Annotated in this window: 11 protein-coding genes and 3 pseudogenes; 9 read left to right on the top strand and 5 right to left on the bottom strand. The window is 60.7% G+C overall.

Features of this window, described 5'->3' with window-relative positions; translation table 11 throughout:
• Window positions 1–142: 142 nt before the first annotated feature.
• A complete protein-coding gene (locus NCR40_RS19265) occupies window positions 143–358 on the bottom strand; it encodes a hypothetical protein (RefSeq protein WP_250510345.1) in 216 nt (71 codons plus the stop codon).
• Window positions 359–1,211: 853 nt separating this feature from the next.
• On the opposite strand from NCR40_RS19265, the gene NCR40_RS19270 reads away from it, so the two are divergent.
• The 3 genes from NCR40_RS19270 (at window position 1,212) to NCR40_RS19280 (ending at window position 5,984) form a co-directional block, all read left to right on the top strand.
• On the top strand, window positions 1,212–3,215 hold the full coding sequence (locus NCR40_RS19270) for a site-specific integrase (protein WP_250510346.1): 2,004 nt from the start codon (window positions 1,212–1,214) through the stop codon (window positions 3,213–3,215).
• 1,180 nt (window positions 3,216–4,395) lie between these two features.
• A protein-coding gene (locus NCR40_RS19275; protein WP_250470261.1) for an IS3 family transposase occupies window positions 4,396–5,606 on the top strand; the annotation gives its coding sequence in 2 pieces (ribosomal slippage) (window positions 4,396–4,714 and window positions 4,714–5,606; 1,212 coding nt in all).
• 108 nt (window positions 5,607–5,714) lie between these two features.
• Complete coding sequence (locus tag NCR40_RS19280; protein WP_250510347.1) at window positions 5,715–5,984, top strand: hypothetical protein; 270 nt, start codon at window positions 5,715–5,717, stop codon at window positions 5,982–5,984.
• 211 nt (window positions 5,985–6,195) lie between these two features.
• Here the strand turns inward: NCR40_RS19280 and NCR40_RS31500 are convergent, their stop codons facing one another.
• Both NCR40_RS31500 and NCR40_RS19295 read right to left on the bottom strand, forming a co-directional pair.
• A complete protein-coding gene (locus tag NCR40_RS31500; protein WP_350029311.1) occupies window positions 6,196–6,876 on the bottom strand; it encodes an SDR family NAD(P)-dependent oxidoreductase in 681 nt (226 codons plus the stop codon).
• Between the two features lie 15 nt (window positions 6,877–6,891).
• Window positions 6,892–7,077 (bottom strand): hypothetical protein, encoded by a 186-nt coding sequence (locus NCR40_RS19295; protein ID WP_250510348.1) that lies wholly within the window; start codon window positions 7,075–7,077, stop codon window positions 6,892–6,894.
• 267 nt (window positions 7,078–7,344) lie between these two features.
• Here NCR40_RS19295 and NCR40_RS19300 point away from each other — a divergent pair, with 267 nt between their 5' ends.
• The 6 genes and pseudogenes from NCR40_RS19300 (at window position 7,345) to tnpC (ending at window position 14,018) form a co-directional block, all read left to right on the top strand.
• Complete coding sequence (locus tag NCR40_RS19300) at window positions 7,345–8,484, top strand: HPP family protein (RefSeq protein ID WP_250510349.1); 1,140 nt, start codon at window positions 7,345–7,347, stop codon at window positions 8,482–8,484.
• A complete protein-coding gene (locus tag NCR40_RS19305; RefSeq protein WP_250510350.1) occupies window positions 8,481–8,897 on the top strand; it encodes a MarR family winged helix-turn-helix transcriptional regulator in 417 nt (138 codons plus the stop codon). Before NCR40_RS19300 ends, NCR40_RS19305 begins: the two co-directional genes overlap by 4 nt.
• 10 nt (window positions 8,898–8,907) lie before the next feature.
• The gene (locus NCR40_RS19310; protein ID WP_250510351.1) at window positions 8,908–10,644 is read left to right on the top strand and encodes a chloride channel protein; all 1,737 of its coding nucleotides are present in this window, start codon (window positions 8,908–8,910) and stop codon (window positions 10,642–10,644) included.
• A gap of 1,013 nt (window positions 10,645–11,657) precedes the next feature.
• Window positions 11,658–11,801 (top strand): annotated as a pseudogene (locus NCR40_RS19315) (ATP-binding protein); the annotation flags it as partial.
• A 278-nt stretch (window positions 11,802–12,079) separates the two neighbouring features.
• A complete protein-coding gene (gene tnpB / locus NCR40_RS19320; protein WP_502801003.1) occupies window positions 12,080–12,418 on the top strand; it encodes an IS66 family insertion sequence element accessory protein TnpB in 339 nt (112 codons plus the stop codon).
• A 29-nt stretch (window positions 12,419–12,447) separates the two neighbouring features.
• Window positions 12,448–14,018: pseudogene (gene tnpC, locus NCR40_RS19325) on the top strand (IS66 family transposase).
• A gap of 39 nt (window positions 14,019–14,057) precedes the next feature.
• Here tnpC and NCR40_RS19330 read toward each other — a convergent pair.
• Together NCR40_RS19330 and NCR40_RS19335 are read right to left on the bottom strand one after the other, a co-directional pair.
• A pseudogene (locus tag NCR40_RS19330) lies at window positions 14,058–14,213 on the bottom strand (NAD(P)H-dependent oxidoreductase); the annotation flags it as partial.
• Between the two features lie 37 nt (window positions 14,214–14,250).
• A partial coding sequence (locus NCR40_RS19335) for a methyl-accepting chemotaxis protein (protein ID WP_250510353.1) occupies window positions 14,251–14,531 on the bottom strand: 281 nt, incomplete at its 5' end.

The raw sequence follows: 14,531 nt of genomic DNA on the forward strand, positions 1-14,531 counted from the left end.
TGCGTCGATCGCACTAACCGCTTCGCTCGGCTATCGGTATGGCTGGGTCAGGACCCGCCCAGGATGGAGCAGGGCACGGTCCGGTTTTTTGTATAAGGAAATCCAGAGCGGCTCTCCGCGAGAGCGTCGGTTAGGCATCGACCTACTGAACTCGGTCTCGACGATTGAGCCGCTCGACTTGTTCGACGATCAATTGACAGTGTTCGACCATCATCTGCAGCGTCTCCCGGAAAACTCCCAACAACTCGCGCGCGTGCGCCGTGTCACGCCCGTCCTGCTCGAGCGTCGCCAGCAGGCCTTCCTGATTGCGGATGCGTCTGCGCGCCGCAGCGATGTCGCGATCGGCCTTCTTCAGCATCCGGCGTTCGAAGTCCAGACTGAGCGGCTCGAGCCCAACGCGCCCAGGGCATACTCCAAAGTCGCGTAAAACGGTCGCCTCGACGGCCGCGGGAGAGGGGCAGTCGCGCACGAGATCGAGGGCGCGATACGGGTCGACATACTGGCCGGCCCATTGGCCGTCCGGCTAGGCGTAGATCCACAGCAGGCTCGTGTCATCGCGTGTCATGGCGGGTGCCGGCGACGCGGCTTGCGTGATCTCTTCCCAAACATTTAAGACGCGCAGGGTTAGGCGGTGGCCCGCCAGCGGGGACTTTGGCGCCGGATCCGCCGCAGAACTGGCGCCGCCTCCAAGCCTGATAATCGTATAGCATCGGGATCACCAAAAAACGGGTATACCCGTAGCTATTCTGTTCGAACGATCGTTTCCTGCCAGCCCCAATCATTACAGTGCAACGGAATCAAATCCTCGCAAAAGGGCACAGGCTGCCCGACAAGGAGGATTGAGTTCACGACCAAGAGGGCGTTCAACATCGAGGTGGCGTAATGGCAGCTACTCCGATGATCCACACGGTCTTTCAGCCGCGGAAGGGCCGTGCAGCGATCTGGAAGTCGGGCATTGCCGGCCCAAAACAACCCGACCAACAGAATTGCCTTGTCTGCTAATTATCATTAGCAGTGAAGGTTTTAATGAGTAAAATGGGGGTAACGCCATTTACGCCTTGGCGAAAGCCCATTAGCATGGGTTCTCGGCGAATCGGAGGTTGAGACCGTTCGGGCGAAGTGGCGATCTTTGACCAGCAACGTTACGGACATGAAAGCCAGCGTTTGATGGATGAGGTGAGCACCTGCGGGAGCACGCGCGCGACAGATCGATGGCCAATCAATCCCAACAATTGACGCTGCCCACGCCGCGTACCTACACCCGCACCGACTTCACGGCGCTGCGCGCGTTCGTGCAGCGCGTGCCCGCAGCCACCATCGCGCGGCTCTACTACGACGTCGAACGCGCGCCCCATGCGGCAAGCGCTGAGACCACCGAGCGCTACCTGCGCCAGATGCGCGATGACCTGGTAAGCCTGGCGCTCAAACACGGCTCATCAGTGCTCGCCGATCATCTGAAGGCCTCGATCAAGCAGCACGGCAGCGCGCGCCTTACCGCCGTGACGCTGCGCATGGTCGAGCAGGCGTCGACCCTGGCGGCCGCCACGCCGGCGCTGGCCCACCCGGTCGAGTTGTGGTTCCGGCCGCTGATCGCACGACGATTGATCGGCGAGGGCATCACCACGCTGGGCGCCCTGATCGAGTACTGCAACGCGCGCGGCGGCAGCTGGTGGCGATCCGTGCCGCGCATCGGACCGCTGCGCGCGGCGACCCTGGTGGCATGGCTGCGTCGGCATGAGCGAAGCCTTGGTGCACGCGTCGCCGACGACGTCGATACGCGGCCACTTGACGTCACCTTTCGCGCAGCGGGCGAGGCGGTCCCCATCGTGGTGGGCGGCGATCCGGCCGTGCCGCGTCTGGCGCCCTTCGAGCAACTTGCCGTGCCGGCCGAGCTATCGGGCGGCCATGGGCCTCATCGGGGCATCAATCGCGCAGGCAGCTTCGCTTTCATTCGCGCCGAGCACGACCTGGCCGCCGTGCACGCGTACTTGCATCGCTACCGCGATCGGCCGGTGACCTTGCGCGCCTATACGCGGGAGCTCGAACGGCTAATTTTGTGGAGCGTGGTCGTTCGACAAAAGCCGCTCTCGTCACTGCTGGTGGAAGACTGCGAGGCGTACAAGGATTTTTTGAAGTCGCCAATCGCCAGCTTTACGGGACCGAAGCGTCCGCGCACGAGCGGTCGTTGGCGCCCCTTTGCACCCGATGGACTGTCGGACGACAGTCAGGCGTATGCCGTGCGGGTGATTCGCGCGGCGTTCGCGTGGCTCGTTGAGGTGCGCTATCTGGCGGGCAACCCGTGGAGCGCCGTGCATGAGCCGGCAACGGTGATCCGCGAGTCCGCTGTCCAGGTTCACCGCGCGCTACCCGCCGATCTCTGGATGCGCGTGCGACGGCTGCTCGATGAACGTTGCACGGCCCCAATACTGCCGACGCCAACGGAGCCGGGGGGGGCAGAGGTTCGTTTGAGCAAGCAGGCTCGCGCGCGTGTGGAGCAAGATGCGGCGCCTCAGTGGCGTGCGGCGCGGGCGGCCATTCTCTTGATGGGCGACTCGGGACTGCGTCGCGTGGAAGCGGCTCAGGCCCGGCGGGAAGATCTGCGGCCTTCTGACGTCAGAAGCGAGTCATCGACATCAGCGCGACGCCAACCAGGAGAGGGTCCACTAGCAGACGAATCAACTAGGGTGCGTCCTCGAACCGTCTGGACCCTGACGATCGTCGGCAAACGCCGCAAGCAGCGCACCGTGCCGGTGAGCGGCGCCACGCTTGATGCACTGCGCGCTCATTGGGCCGACCGCGATCGCAATTTTGATAGTCAGGCGCACGGGCCGCTGATCGCGCCACTCTGGATTCCGGAAACCAACACTGCACAGAATCGGCATGCCACTGACGACCACGACGTGGCCTACACGCCGGACGCCCTCGGGAGGCTGGTGCGCATGGCCGTCCGACGACTGGTGGTTGAGCTGCGTGCGGATCCTGCGTCGCTAAGTGAGATGAGCACCGAAGACCTAGTGCAGCTGCTCAACACCTCGGCGCATGCGTTTCGGCATACGTTCGGGACTCGCGCCGTCGCGCGAGATATGCCGACGGATGTTGTTCAGTCGATCCTTGGGCATGCGTCACTCCAGACCACGTCCATTTACGTGAAGGCAGAGAAGCGGCGCATGCTTGAGGCGGCGGCACGTTACTACGCGGATGATGATGCGGAATAATCAAACCGTTCGTCTCCTATTGCAACATCCATTGACGTGCAAATAACTGGCGCTACCCTGGCGCGGCAGCTGCTTCAATTGGGATACTGGCCCGGCTAAGCCGGTCGGCGCATCCGCTCCTTACACTTATGAACACTCTCTCGCTTTCCGACGCGCTTCGCATGGCTGCAGAAGTGCTACGCGACGTCGCCACTACTCGCTGCACACCATCCGGCTTTGAGATGGATGCTGGTCTTGCCCAACTGCATGCCGACGCTGCCGATGTTCTCGAAAAGGAGCTGAGAGCACTTCAAGCGCTGACATCAGGGAAAGCCTAGCTTCGGCAAGAGGGCACAGGTTTGCTTCGGCGGCCACTGGGCCGGAAGCGGTCGGTGGTCAACGCAGTTCAAAGCTTTGACAGCCGCTCTCAGTCGCCATGTTCCAAGTCAAGAGACGCTCGCGCGCCAAGGGTGCAACATGCGCCGATCACACCTTGCAGAACGGCGCTTATGCCTGTTTGGAACTTCCGCGAGTCGGGATGTCCGCACTTGGTGTAGAGGTGCGTTAATTCTGCTACTGGGTGCACTAATTCCGCTAATGCACTCTAGCTCGGGCAATTTTCAATGTCGGCGGGGAATTTGCTTCCCAGCGTGAGCAGCGTTGCGCATTAAATTCCTGCGGCACACTTGCTGTCTAAGTCGTGCGCCTGTTCCCCTGTGTTCCTACAATGCTGCGACCCGGGGTCCAACCCGATTGGTTTCCAGCGAAGTAGGGGCTATGCCAACGGTCTTCGATCAGACTACGCTCGAGCGCCAATCTGGACATCATCCGCCTACGCGCGTCGCTATATCGTTTTAGTCTGCGGTAGCAAATTAGCGCACCGGACCGGGGTAGTAGCAGAATTAGGGGCCACGGCATAGGGAAACGTTGCGCCCCGGCAACGGCATCGGAGGGTTCGAAAAGTCACATCAATGCATATAAAATCAACGAGTTAGTGACTCTTTTCCATTAGCGTTATTAGCGCACCCAGTAGCAGAATTAATGGACCTCAACACCAACGCTCATTCCTGCGATGGCTTGTTTGCGAACCGTCAGTTAATCCGAACGTGGAACAGCCCCCTGAAAGACCGGACACAGTCTCCCACTTACAATAGCGGGTAGGCATAAGACTGTGTATATGACTAACAACAAGAACGAAGTAATGGAAGTGTTGACGGGACCTGAGCGCCGACGGCGCTGGTCGGCTGATGAGAAGCTGGCGATGGTTCGGGAGACGTTCGAGCCCGGCAAGACAGTTTCGATGGTGGCTCGGCTGCACGGCATCAATCCGAATCAGCTGTTTCAGTGGCGCAAGCTGCATCAGGACGGCAGCCTGTCGGCAGTGAGCGCTGGAGAAGAAGTTGTGCCGGCGTCCGAGTTGAGCGACGCGCTGAAGCAGATAAAGGAGCTCCAGCGCCTGCTGGGCAAGAAGACCATGGAGAACGAGATTCTCCGGGAAGCCGTGGAGGTGATGAAGTCGCGAAAATGGATTGCGCGCTCACCCTCATTACCGGGGGACGGCCAGTGAAGCAGGTCTGTGACGTTCTCGGTGTAGCGCGCTCAAATGTGTCGGTAAAGCTCGCCCGGACTGCTGACTGGCAGGATGGCCGGCGCGCACGCAAAACGGATGATGCTGGCATTGTCGACGAAATTCGTTTGCTCGTTGCTGACTTGCCCAGCTACGGCTATCGACGCGTCTGGGGCCTGCTGCGAAGCGAGCGGGAATTGCGGTGTGAGGTTCGAGTGAATGCGAAACGTGTTTATCGCGTGATGCGCCAGCACGATTTGTTGCTTCACAGGAGGCCTGCGAGGCCGAGCATCGAGCGTCGGCATGAAGGTACGGTGGCGGTGCCCAGAAGCAATCAGCGATGGTGCTCTGACGGCTTCGAGTTTCGTTGCGACAACGGCGCGCCGCTGCGCGTGACGTTCGCACTCGATTGCTGTGACCGCGAAGCGATCAGCTGGGCAGCGACGACAGGCGGTCATAGCGGCGACGTTGTGCGCGATGTCATGCTGGCGGCTGTCGAACATCGTTTCGGGAACGTTCGCAAAACGCCCGCGCAAATCGAATGGCTCAGCGACAACGGTTCGGGTTACATTGCCGAAAAGACCCGCGCGTTCGCTTCAGATATTGGTCTCAAGCCGTTGACCACGCCCGTATGCAGCCCGCAGAGCAATGGCATGGCAGAAAGCTTCGTCAAGACGATGAAGCGCGATTACGTTGCGTTCATGCCGAAGCCGGACGCGGCGACCGCCGTGCGCAATCTGGCCGTCGCATTCGAACACTACAACGACAAACACCCGCATAGCGCGCTGAAATACCGCTCGCCGCGCGAGTTCCGACGTAAAGCCGATTCATCAACCTTGGTGTGAGATGGTGTCCGGAACTACGGGGGCAAATCCAGAACGAGGCTTAGGGCACTGAAGACACTCAGCGGTCGAGCGATGCTTCTATCAAGAAAATTCTGCACGTCAAATCCCATGGAATATAGCTATGAAACGCTGCGCGAACGGACATGGGCGGCAATTAACCGGTATATAGAAGAAGCAAATAGCCTGACAAAATATCCCCATGTAGCTCGAGAGCAACTCGGCGCCGCTCGTGGGATCGTTATCGGTTTTTTCGCCCTTACGTTTGACGCACCGACAAGTCGCGACGACCGGGCAGACATGCTCCAACACATCGCTCATGCACAAGAAAAGCTGCGTGAACATTCCCGCGAACGTAAGCATTCTGGTGAAATTTCTTAGGCAACGCCTTCGTTCGCAGCCTGCATTCTCTTATCTGATGATGAGGAGCCATCGCACTTGTTCTTCCGACGCGGTGTGAGCCTTGCCCGTCAATGCCGCCTGTGCGCACTGCCATTAGCTCCTATTCTTGCGTTACATCCTTTCCGGGCGGGCATGACGTGCGGGGTAGTCGAGATAGCCTTCGAGCGCCTGCGTGAAACACAACGCCCCCTTATCGGCCGCCAACGGAGCGCCTGCGCTGAAACGCTGCGGCAAATCTGGATTTGCGATGAACGGTCGGCCGAAGGCGATGGCATCTGCCTCGTCGCTGGAGATAGCCGCCGCCGCGCAATGGGGGCGTCAGGTCTTGGCCGACCCTCTGCGATTGTTCAGACACCGAATGGACAATCGCAGAGAAAAAAACGCTTTCGCCAGCGCGACGATTGCCGCGTTGATCGTGCCGACGGTCGAATACGGCGCCTTCGGAAACAGCGCGGAATTCCCCAACATCAGCACGACCGATCCGGACGACTGCTTGAGCGACGGCCATGCCGCGACCGTCAGCCTGCGCGCGCCGTGAAGCTTCAGTGCGAGGCCCGCGTCCCATTGTTCGTCGGTCATGTCGAACAGATCGATCTGCGGCACCGCCTGCAATATTGAGCAGCGCGTCGATGCGGCTGAACGCGGCGAGCGCTTCATCGACGACGTGTTGCGCGGCTTCGGGCCGTGCGAGGACGATGTCGATTGCGATCGTCTTTGCGCCGGCCTTCTGAACCGCATCGGCGGTCTCTTCGAGATTGGCGCAATTACGTGCGACGAGCACGATCGAATCGAAATCGCGTGCGAGGCGCATCGCCGTCGAGCGCCCGATCCCCTGACTCGCGCCCGTGACGATGGCGGCTTTAGTGGACATGTGGTTTCTCCCGGCTCAATGAACGACGACCATCTTGCCGCTGGCTTCCATCACGCGATGGGCTGCGTAAATCTCGTCGAACGAGAACACGCGGGAGGGCTTCGCATTGAAACGGCCCGCCGCGATATCCGCTGCAATGGACTGCAGCGGCACATCCGAAAGCGGAAAGCCCGGCGTGCCGAACACAAAGCGATTGAGCATAGATTATCAATGGTCCGCCGTGGTGCGTGGTAATTCGCGCGTACGTTGCATTCGTCTTCGACATCGACCTGTATCCCGGTAGCGGCGACTTGCGGAACTTGCAAGACACCTTCGATTGCCACCTTATACGCCACGCAAAACGCGTTAGCGCGGGTTAGGAATTTATATCACGTCGCGATATAATCTCACCCAGAGTACCCAGAGCACCCAGACGGACACACAACAGCGGTGTGTCACCGACCGACTGTATTCCAAACACTTATAAAAGTGTCACGCACTGTTTTGCTTTGCTGGCTTCGAGGATTCCTTCCCGCACCCGTCGCGCTCAAGTGGTCGGAGCGCCTGCGCGCGGGCGTCGGCGCGCTGTTTGGCATTGCGCTGACGGGCGGTGTCGCGCATCTTCTGCCCGGCGACGCCTTCGCCATCCCGCTTCTGATCGCGCCGATGGGCGCATCCGCCGTCCTGCTGTTCGGCGTGCCCGCTAGTCCGCTGGCGCAGCCATGGTCGATCATCGGCGGCAATTTGATCTCGGCGATCGTCGGCGTGACCTGCGCTCGCTTAGTCCACGATCCAGTCGATGCCGCCGCGCTCGGCGTCGGCCTAGCCATCTGCGCGATGTTCGCGCTGCGCTGCGTGCATTCGCCATCGGGCGCGGTGGCATTAACGGCCTTGCTCGGCGGCCCGCCGATCCACGCTCTGGGTTATGGCTTCGTACTCGCGCCGGTCGCGCTTCAGTCCGTCGTGCTGCTGGGTTCGGCCATCGCGTTTCACGCGCTGACGAGGCATCGCTATCCGCACGGCCACGCGCTGCCGAAACCGCTCGAAACGCCGGATAACGCATCGTTCCCGCGCGCCGACCTCGAGGCCGTGCTGGCGCGCCGCAGCGAACTGCTCGACGTCGATCTCGACGATCTCGAAACGCTGCTGCATGAAATGCAGCTGCAGGCCTACGCACGCCGCTTCACCGAGATGACGTGCGCGGAAATCATGTCGCGCGCGGTGGTATCGATCACGCCGGACACCAGCGCGCAGGCCGCCGCCACGCTGCTGGCGCGGCATCAGGTTAAGGCGCTGCCGGTGCTGGACGAAGCGCGGCACGTGCGCGGCATCGTCACGCGCGCGGATCTCGCGCCGTCACGCCTTACCGGCACACGCGGCGTCATTGAACGCATATTTAACGGCCCGCGCAATGGTCCGCCACGCGTCGCCGCACTGATGACGATGGACGTGTGCACCATCTCTGCCCGCACGCCGATTGCTGAACTGGTGCCGATGTTCGCGCACTTTGGCCATCATCATATTCCAGTGATCGATCATGACGAACGGCTCGTCGGCATGATCACCGAGTCGGATCTGATCGCCGGTTTGTATCGGCAGTCCTTCGAAAAAGCACAGAAGCGCGCATGAAATCGCCCCGTACCTTAAGCAAGACTGACTTTGAACAGTTGTCGGAATTTCGTTATCAGATGCGCCGTTTCGAACGCTTTTCGGAGCGCGCGGCGCAGGAAGAAGGCATCACGCCGCTGCAATATCTGTTGCTGCTGCATATCAAGGGTTTTCCGAATCGCGCCTGGGCGACGGTCGGTGAACTGGCGGAGCGGCTGCAATCGCATCATCACGGCGTGGTGGCGCTGGTCACGCGCTGCGAGGCAGCTGGCTTCGTGCGGCGCGAGCCGAGTCCCGACGATCGCCGGCAAGTGCAGGTGCATCTGGAAGCGCAAGGCGAGCAGATGCTACAGCGGCTGGCGGCGCTGCATCGCGCCGAGCTGAAGTCGCTCGAAGGCGCGTTCCGCGTGCCGAACATTGATCTTCGACCCTAGGAGTCGCGTCATGAATCCACATCATCACAAGCGGGATTTTTCAGTCAACGACCGCTTGTTGCGTATCTGCGCCTTGGCCGCAGTGATCGGCGCGGTCAGCACACTGGCAGCCGCCGTGCTGCTCGGGCTGATTCATTTGTTCACCAATCTGTTCTTCTTTGGCAGCCTGAGTATTCAGGATCGTTCACCCGCGCTCAATACACTCGGCGCGTGGGTGATCGTGATTCCGGTGATCGGCGGATTGATCGTCGGGTTGATGGCGCGCTTTGGTTCGGAAAAAATTCGCGGTCATGGCATACCCGAGGCGATCGAAGCAATTCTCTTCGGCAAAAGCCGCATGTCGCCAAAGGTGGCGGTGCTCAAGCCACTGTCGTCGGGCATCGTGATCGGCAGTGGAGGGCCGTTCGGCGCAGAAGGGCCGATCATCATGACGGGCGGCGCGCTCGGCTCGCTGATCGCGCAGTATATCGATGTGACGGCGGCGGAGCGCAAGACGCTGCTGGTGGCAGGCGCGGCGGCGGGTATGACGGCGGTGTTCGGTACGCCGGTCGCGGCGGTACTGCTGGCGGTCGAACTGCTATTGTTCGAATGGCGGCCGCGCAGCTTTTTGCCGGTGGCGCTTTCATGCGCGGTGGCGGGCTTCGCGCGCGCCGCGGTGTTCGGCACCGGCGCGCTGTTTCCGCTCGACACCGCGCCGCCGCACATGATGTCGCTGCTCTCGTGCCTGCTCGCGGGCTTGCTGTCGGGTGCGCTGGCGTCGGGCTTGTCGGCATCGCTCTATAAGCTGGAAGACGCGTTTCACAAGCTGCCGCTGCACTGGATGTGGTGGCCGGCGATCGGCGGGCTGGTGGTCGGGATCGGCGGATTCATCGAGCCGCGCGCGCTCGGTGTCGGGTATGACGTGATCGGCGATTTGCTGCACGGGCACATTCTGATTCACGCCGCGCTCGCGATCCTCGCCGTGAAGGCGATCATCTGGGTCGTAGCGCTCGCCTCGGGCACCTCGGGCGGCGTGCTCGCGCCGCTGCTGATGCTGGGCGCGGGTCTCGGCACCGTGCTCGGCGCGATTCTACCCGGCCACGATGCCGCGCTGTGGCCGCTGGTTTGCATGGCCGCCACGCTCGGCGCGACGCTGGGCGCACCGCTCACGGCCATCGTGTTCGCGTTCGGCCTCACACACGACGCCAACGCGCTGCTGCCCTTGCTGGCCGCCACGCTGGTCGCACATGGGTTTTCCACGGTCGTGATGCGGCGCTCGATCATGACGGAGAAAATCGCGCGGCGCGGATATCACATTTACCGCGAATATGGCGTGGACCCGCTGGAACGCTATCATGTCGATGATGTGATGACGCGCGACGTGCAGACCATTGACGCCGCTCTGCCGCTCACCGATGTCCTCACGCGATACTTCGGCGCAACGCAGCGGCATCGCGCCTATCCGGTGGTGCGGGACGGCGCTTTCATCGGCATGCTGGACCGCGCGGCGCTCGATGATGCCGATCACACGCTGAGCGCCGCCGATCTGTTACGCGATACCTCTCTCATCCACGCCCTGCCCGGCGAACCGTGCCGACTGGCCGCCACGCGCCTTGCGCTGCACGAACTTGAACGCGTTCCCGTGATCGCCGATGAAACGTCGATGCGGCTGATCGGCATCGTCTCGCGCAGCGATCTAGTCAAGCCCGCGCGGGCGCACTACGACGAGGAGCATCGGCGGGAACGGTTTCGAGGCTTCCGGTTCTAAGCAGTTTCGAGCATTTCTGAAGAGATCGGCTTGAATGTCGGAGAACGGTACGGCCCGATCGCCGAGTTCAGTTTAACGAAACAGCCGCATTGACGCATATCCCCGATGTGAAGCGCTGGCACCCAATTCGGTGCGCATATTGTGCAACTTTCAGACGCGTCATAAGGTCTGCGGTCACGAACTCATCGAATCGCACTTACATGAGTCGGTCGATCACTGTAGAGACCACGCGCCAAAATGCGAGCAGGATCACTTGCTCGAGTCTCGACCGTTACCGCAGACGCAGAAAATCTAAGCAGCCCTGAGGTCGTTTTACTGCACGCCCGTGTCACGGATACAATCCACTGCTCCCATCTGCCGTGCTAGTACGCCCCAAAAAAACGCCGACTTTCAAAGGTCGGCGAAAAAGTCCTGACCATCCGAGCATGTCAGGACCTGAGAGCAGGTTACGACAAAAATAATACGACCGTTTGAAAATAATTTAACGAATGTTATACATTATGCGATAGTTCAGACTGACTGCGGAGCCTGTCAAAACCACTAGCACATGCTTTTTGCAGGCTAAGTCCACGTTTTTAGCTTGAAGCGCCCTTAGTGAATGATTCAAGGGCTCGGTTTCGCACGTCAACAAAGGCTGACTGCAGGGACGGCGAAATAAACTCGCCATGCTCGAAATATCAGCCCTTCAAGAGTCATCCAATGTTGATTACTAATACTTAGCGGAGACCTAGGGTATATGCATTGCCACAGTGAGACGCGTTATCTGAGAGGCTAACGCCCGGTGGCACAGGCAACGACGGCTTTTTATAACCAAGAGATCGCCCGCGCGGTCCTTCAGCTCAATGACGGCGTGACGCTCTTGCGTCGTGCTGCAAATGCGTCGCCTTCGGATTAGCTGCCACACCACCTCTACCCATTCGGCCAAGCCGGATCGAACGCGCGGTGCTGACCGCGCCTGCCCAGAGTTACGGTAACGCGATTGTGGAGGACCAGCGGTTTTTGCCGGTGCTGGATTTCATTGCAGAATAGGCGACGAGACGATCGCCGACGCAATGCTCGATCGCCTTATGCAGCGACATCACCGCATCAAACTGACGGGCGAATCTCTTAGAAAACCACCTCCGAAACCAAGCGTGCTCGAACCAGAACTCGACTAGCACTAGCAAGGAAATCTACAATCGACACCGCGCAACGCCCGACCTTGCCGAATCGGTCACGTTCCCGAAATCGGCGGTCACGTTCGCCGAAATACGCAACTGACGCCGCAAGCGGTGAATGCGTCGGACTGCGCACCACCCATTTCCGATCGTTTGTCCGAGATTGAGTGTGGCCAGGTGCGCTTACGCCTGAGCGGTGACATTTCCACGGCAACCCTGATTGAGATCGTGCGAGGCCTGTCACGGTGAATTTGCTCATGCTTCCGTCGGCGGTGGGCTTGCCATCAGGTTCCCGTGTCTGGCTGACCGCAGGCGTGACCGATATGCGCGCGGGTTTTAACAGTCTTGCCGCGAAGGTGCAGACCGTTCTCGAACGCGACCCGTTCAGTGGTCACGTGTTTGTCTTCCGGGGCAAACGCGGCGATCTGCTCAAGGTACTGTGGTGGAGTGGCGACGGGTTATGCCTGCTCATGAAGCGCCTCGAGAAGGGCCGCTTCGTCTGGCCTCAGGCTGCAAGTGGCACGGTGTACCTGAGCCCCGCCCAGTTGTCGATGCTGCTTGAGGGCATCGACTGGCGCCAACCGACGCGCACCGCGCCGCCCACTTCCGCGTTGTAAACGTCGGCGCCGACGCGTAAGCTGTCGGCATGACTTCTGCGGACACCCTTCCAGACGACATCGAGGCCCTGAAGGCCTTGCTGCGCGAACGCGACGCGCAACTCGAGCGTATGCAGAACGTGGTTGATTCGCAGAAGGCCGCTATTGCGACAGACAAGGCCGAAATCGAGCATTTGAAGCTGCTTGTTGCGAAGCTGCGCCGCATACAGTTCGGACGCAAATCGGAGAAGCTGGACCATCAGATCGAGCAACTCGAACTGCGTCTGGAAGAGCTCGAAGCAGATGAAGGGGCGACACCCGTCGAAATCCCCAGGACGCCACGCACCGCACCGGAACAGGCGCAGCGCAAGCCGTTGCCGGAGCATCTTCCCAGAGAGATCCAGACACATCTTCCTGAGTCATACCAGAGCTGTGCTGAATGCGGTGCCCAGATGAAGCAACTGGGCGAGGACGTCTCCGAACAACTCGAATACGTACCGGCGAGTTTCCGATTGATCCGCCATGTGCGCCCCAGGTTTGCCTCTCGTGCTGCGAGCATATGGCGCAGGCCGCAGCCCCGAGCCGCCCCATCGAACGCGGCATGGCTGGTCCCGGCCTGCTGGCTCACATACTCGTCTCGAAGTTCGCGGATCACCTGCCGCTCTACCGGCAATCGGTCATGTATGCACGCGAAGGCGTGGAGCTTGATCGCTCGCTGCTTGCGAAGTAGGTCGGCCACAGTGCTGCGCTATTGCAGCCACTAGTTGACACGGGGCGCCGACACGTCATGGCAGCAACGAAACTGCACGCCGACGACACCCCTGTGCCAGTACTCGCGCCTGGTGCCGGCAAGACAAAGACGGGACGTCTGTGGGTCTATGTGCGTGACGATCGGGCCTCGGGCGACATGACGCCGCCGGCCGTGTGGTTTACCTATACGCCGGATCGCAAGGGCGTCCATCCGCAGGATCATCTCCAATCGTTTGGCGGCACGTTGCAGGCCGACGCGTACGGCGGCTACCAGGCCATTCACGAGACCGGACGTGTTGCTGAAGCGGCATGCTGGGCCCACGCGCGAAGACAGTTCTATGAACTGCACGCGGCGCGTCCCAATGCGCTGAATACCGAAGCGCTCGAACGCATTGGGGCTTTGTACAAGGTCGAAGAGAATATCCGTGGCAAGTCGCCCGACGAACGCCATGCGTACCGGCAACAGCACGCGCGGCCACTGCTTAATCAGCTCGATGCGTGGCTCATCACAACATTGGAAGCGCTCTCGCGCAAGTCCGATACAAGTCGCGCAATTCTCTATGCGTTGAACCGATGGAAGGCTCTCACGCGCTATTGCGAGGACGGCCATCTCGAGATTGACAACCTGCCGGTCGAACGCGCACTGCGCGGCGTGGCGATTGGTCGTCGGAACTATCTGTTTGCGGGGGCGGATTCAGGTGGTGAGCGTGCCGCAGCAATATATAGCCTGATCGGTACCGCGAAGCTCAACAACGTCGATCCAGAGGCATACCTGCGCTTCGTACTCGCTCGTGTCGCCGATCATCCCATCAATCGCCTCGACGACCTCACCCCGTGGGCCGTCGCTGCTCAGCTTCCAGCGCTTACGTAATTCAACGCTGCGTCAAGACGGTACCGGCGACACGCTTACCACCGCACCGACCGAAAGCGGAACCCAGTCGATCTGCGCCTTCATGAGGCCGGTCATCGCACCGTGCCGCTCCGGCGAGCACCAGACCATACCTTCCGACCACAGCACCAGCTGTTTTGCGAGCGGACTTGGCCGAGACGGAGGGTCGGATGGCAGTTTGGGATCGTGAAGAGGCGGTCGCCAACGGAAAGGATTACAACCTCAATGTTTTCCCGGTCTGAAACGCGCCGACGACTGCCGTCAGTTGCTTGGCTTGGTCTTCCATTGACCCTGCTGCTGCCGCCGCTTCTTCAACGAGCGCCGCGTTTTGCTGCGTCACCTCGTCCATCTGAGAGATCGCCTGATTTACCTGTTCAATGCCTCGAGTTTGCTCGTTAGACGCGGACGCAATCTCGCTCATAATATCGGTGACTCGTTGGATGGCGGTGCCTACGCGCTTCATCGTTTCAGCTGCCTGTGCGACCAGTTCGGTTC

Source organism: Caballeronia sp. GACF4, from assembly GCF_023631025.1.
Taxonomy (GTDB): domain Bacteria; phylum Pseudomonadota; class Gammaproteobacteria; order Burkholderiales; family Burkholderiaceae; genus Caballeronia.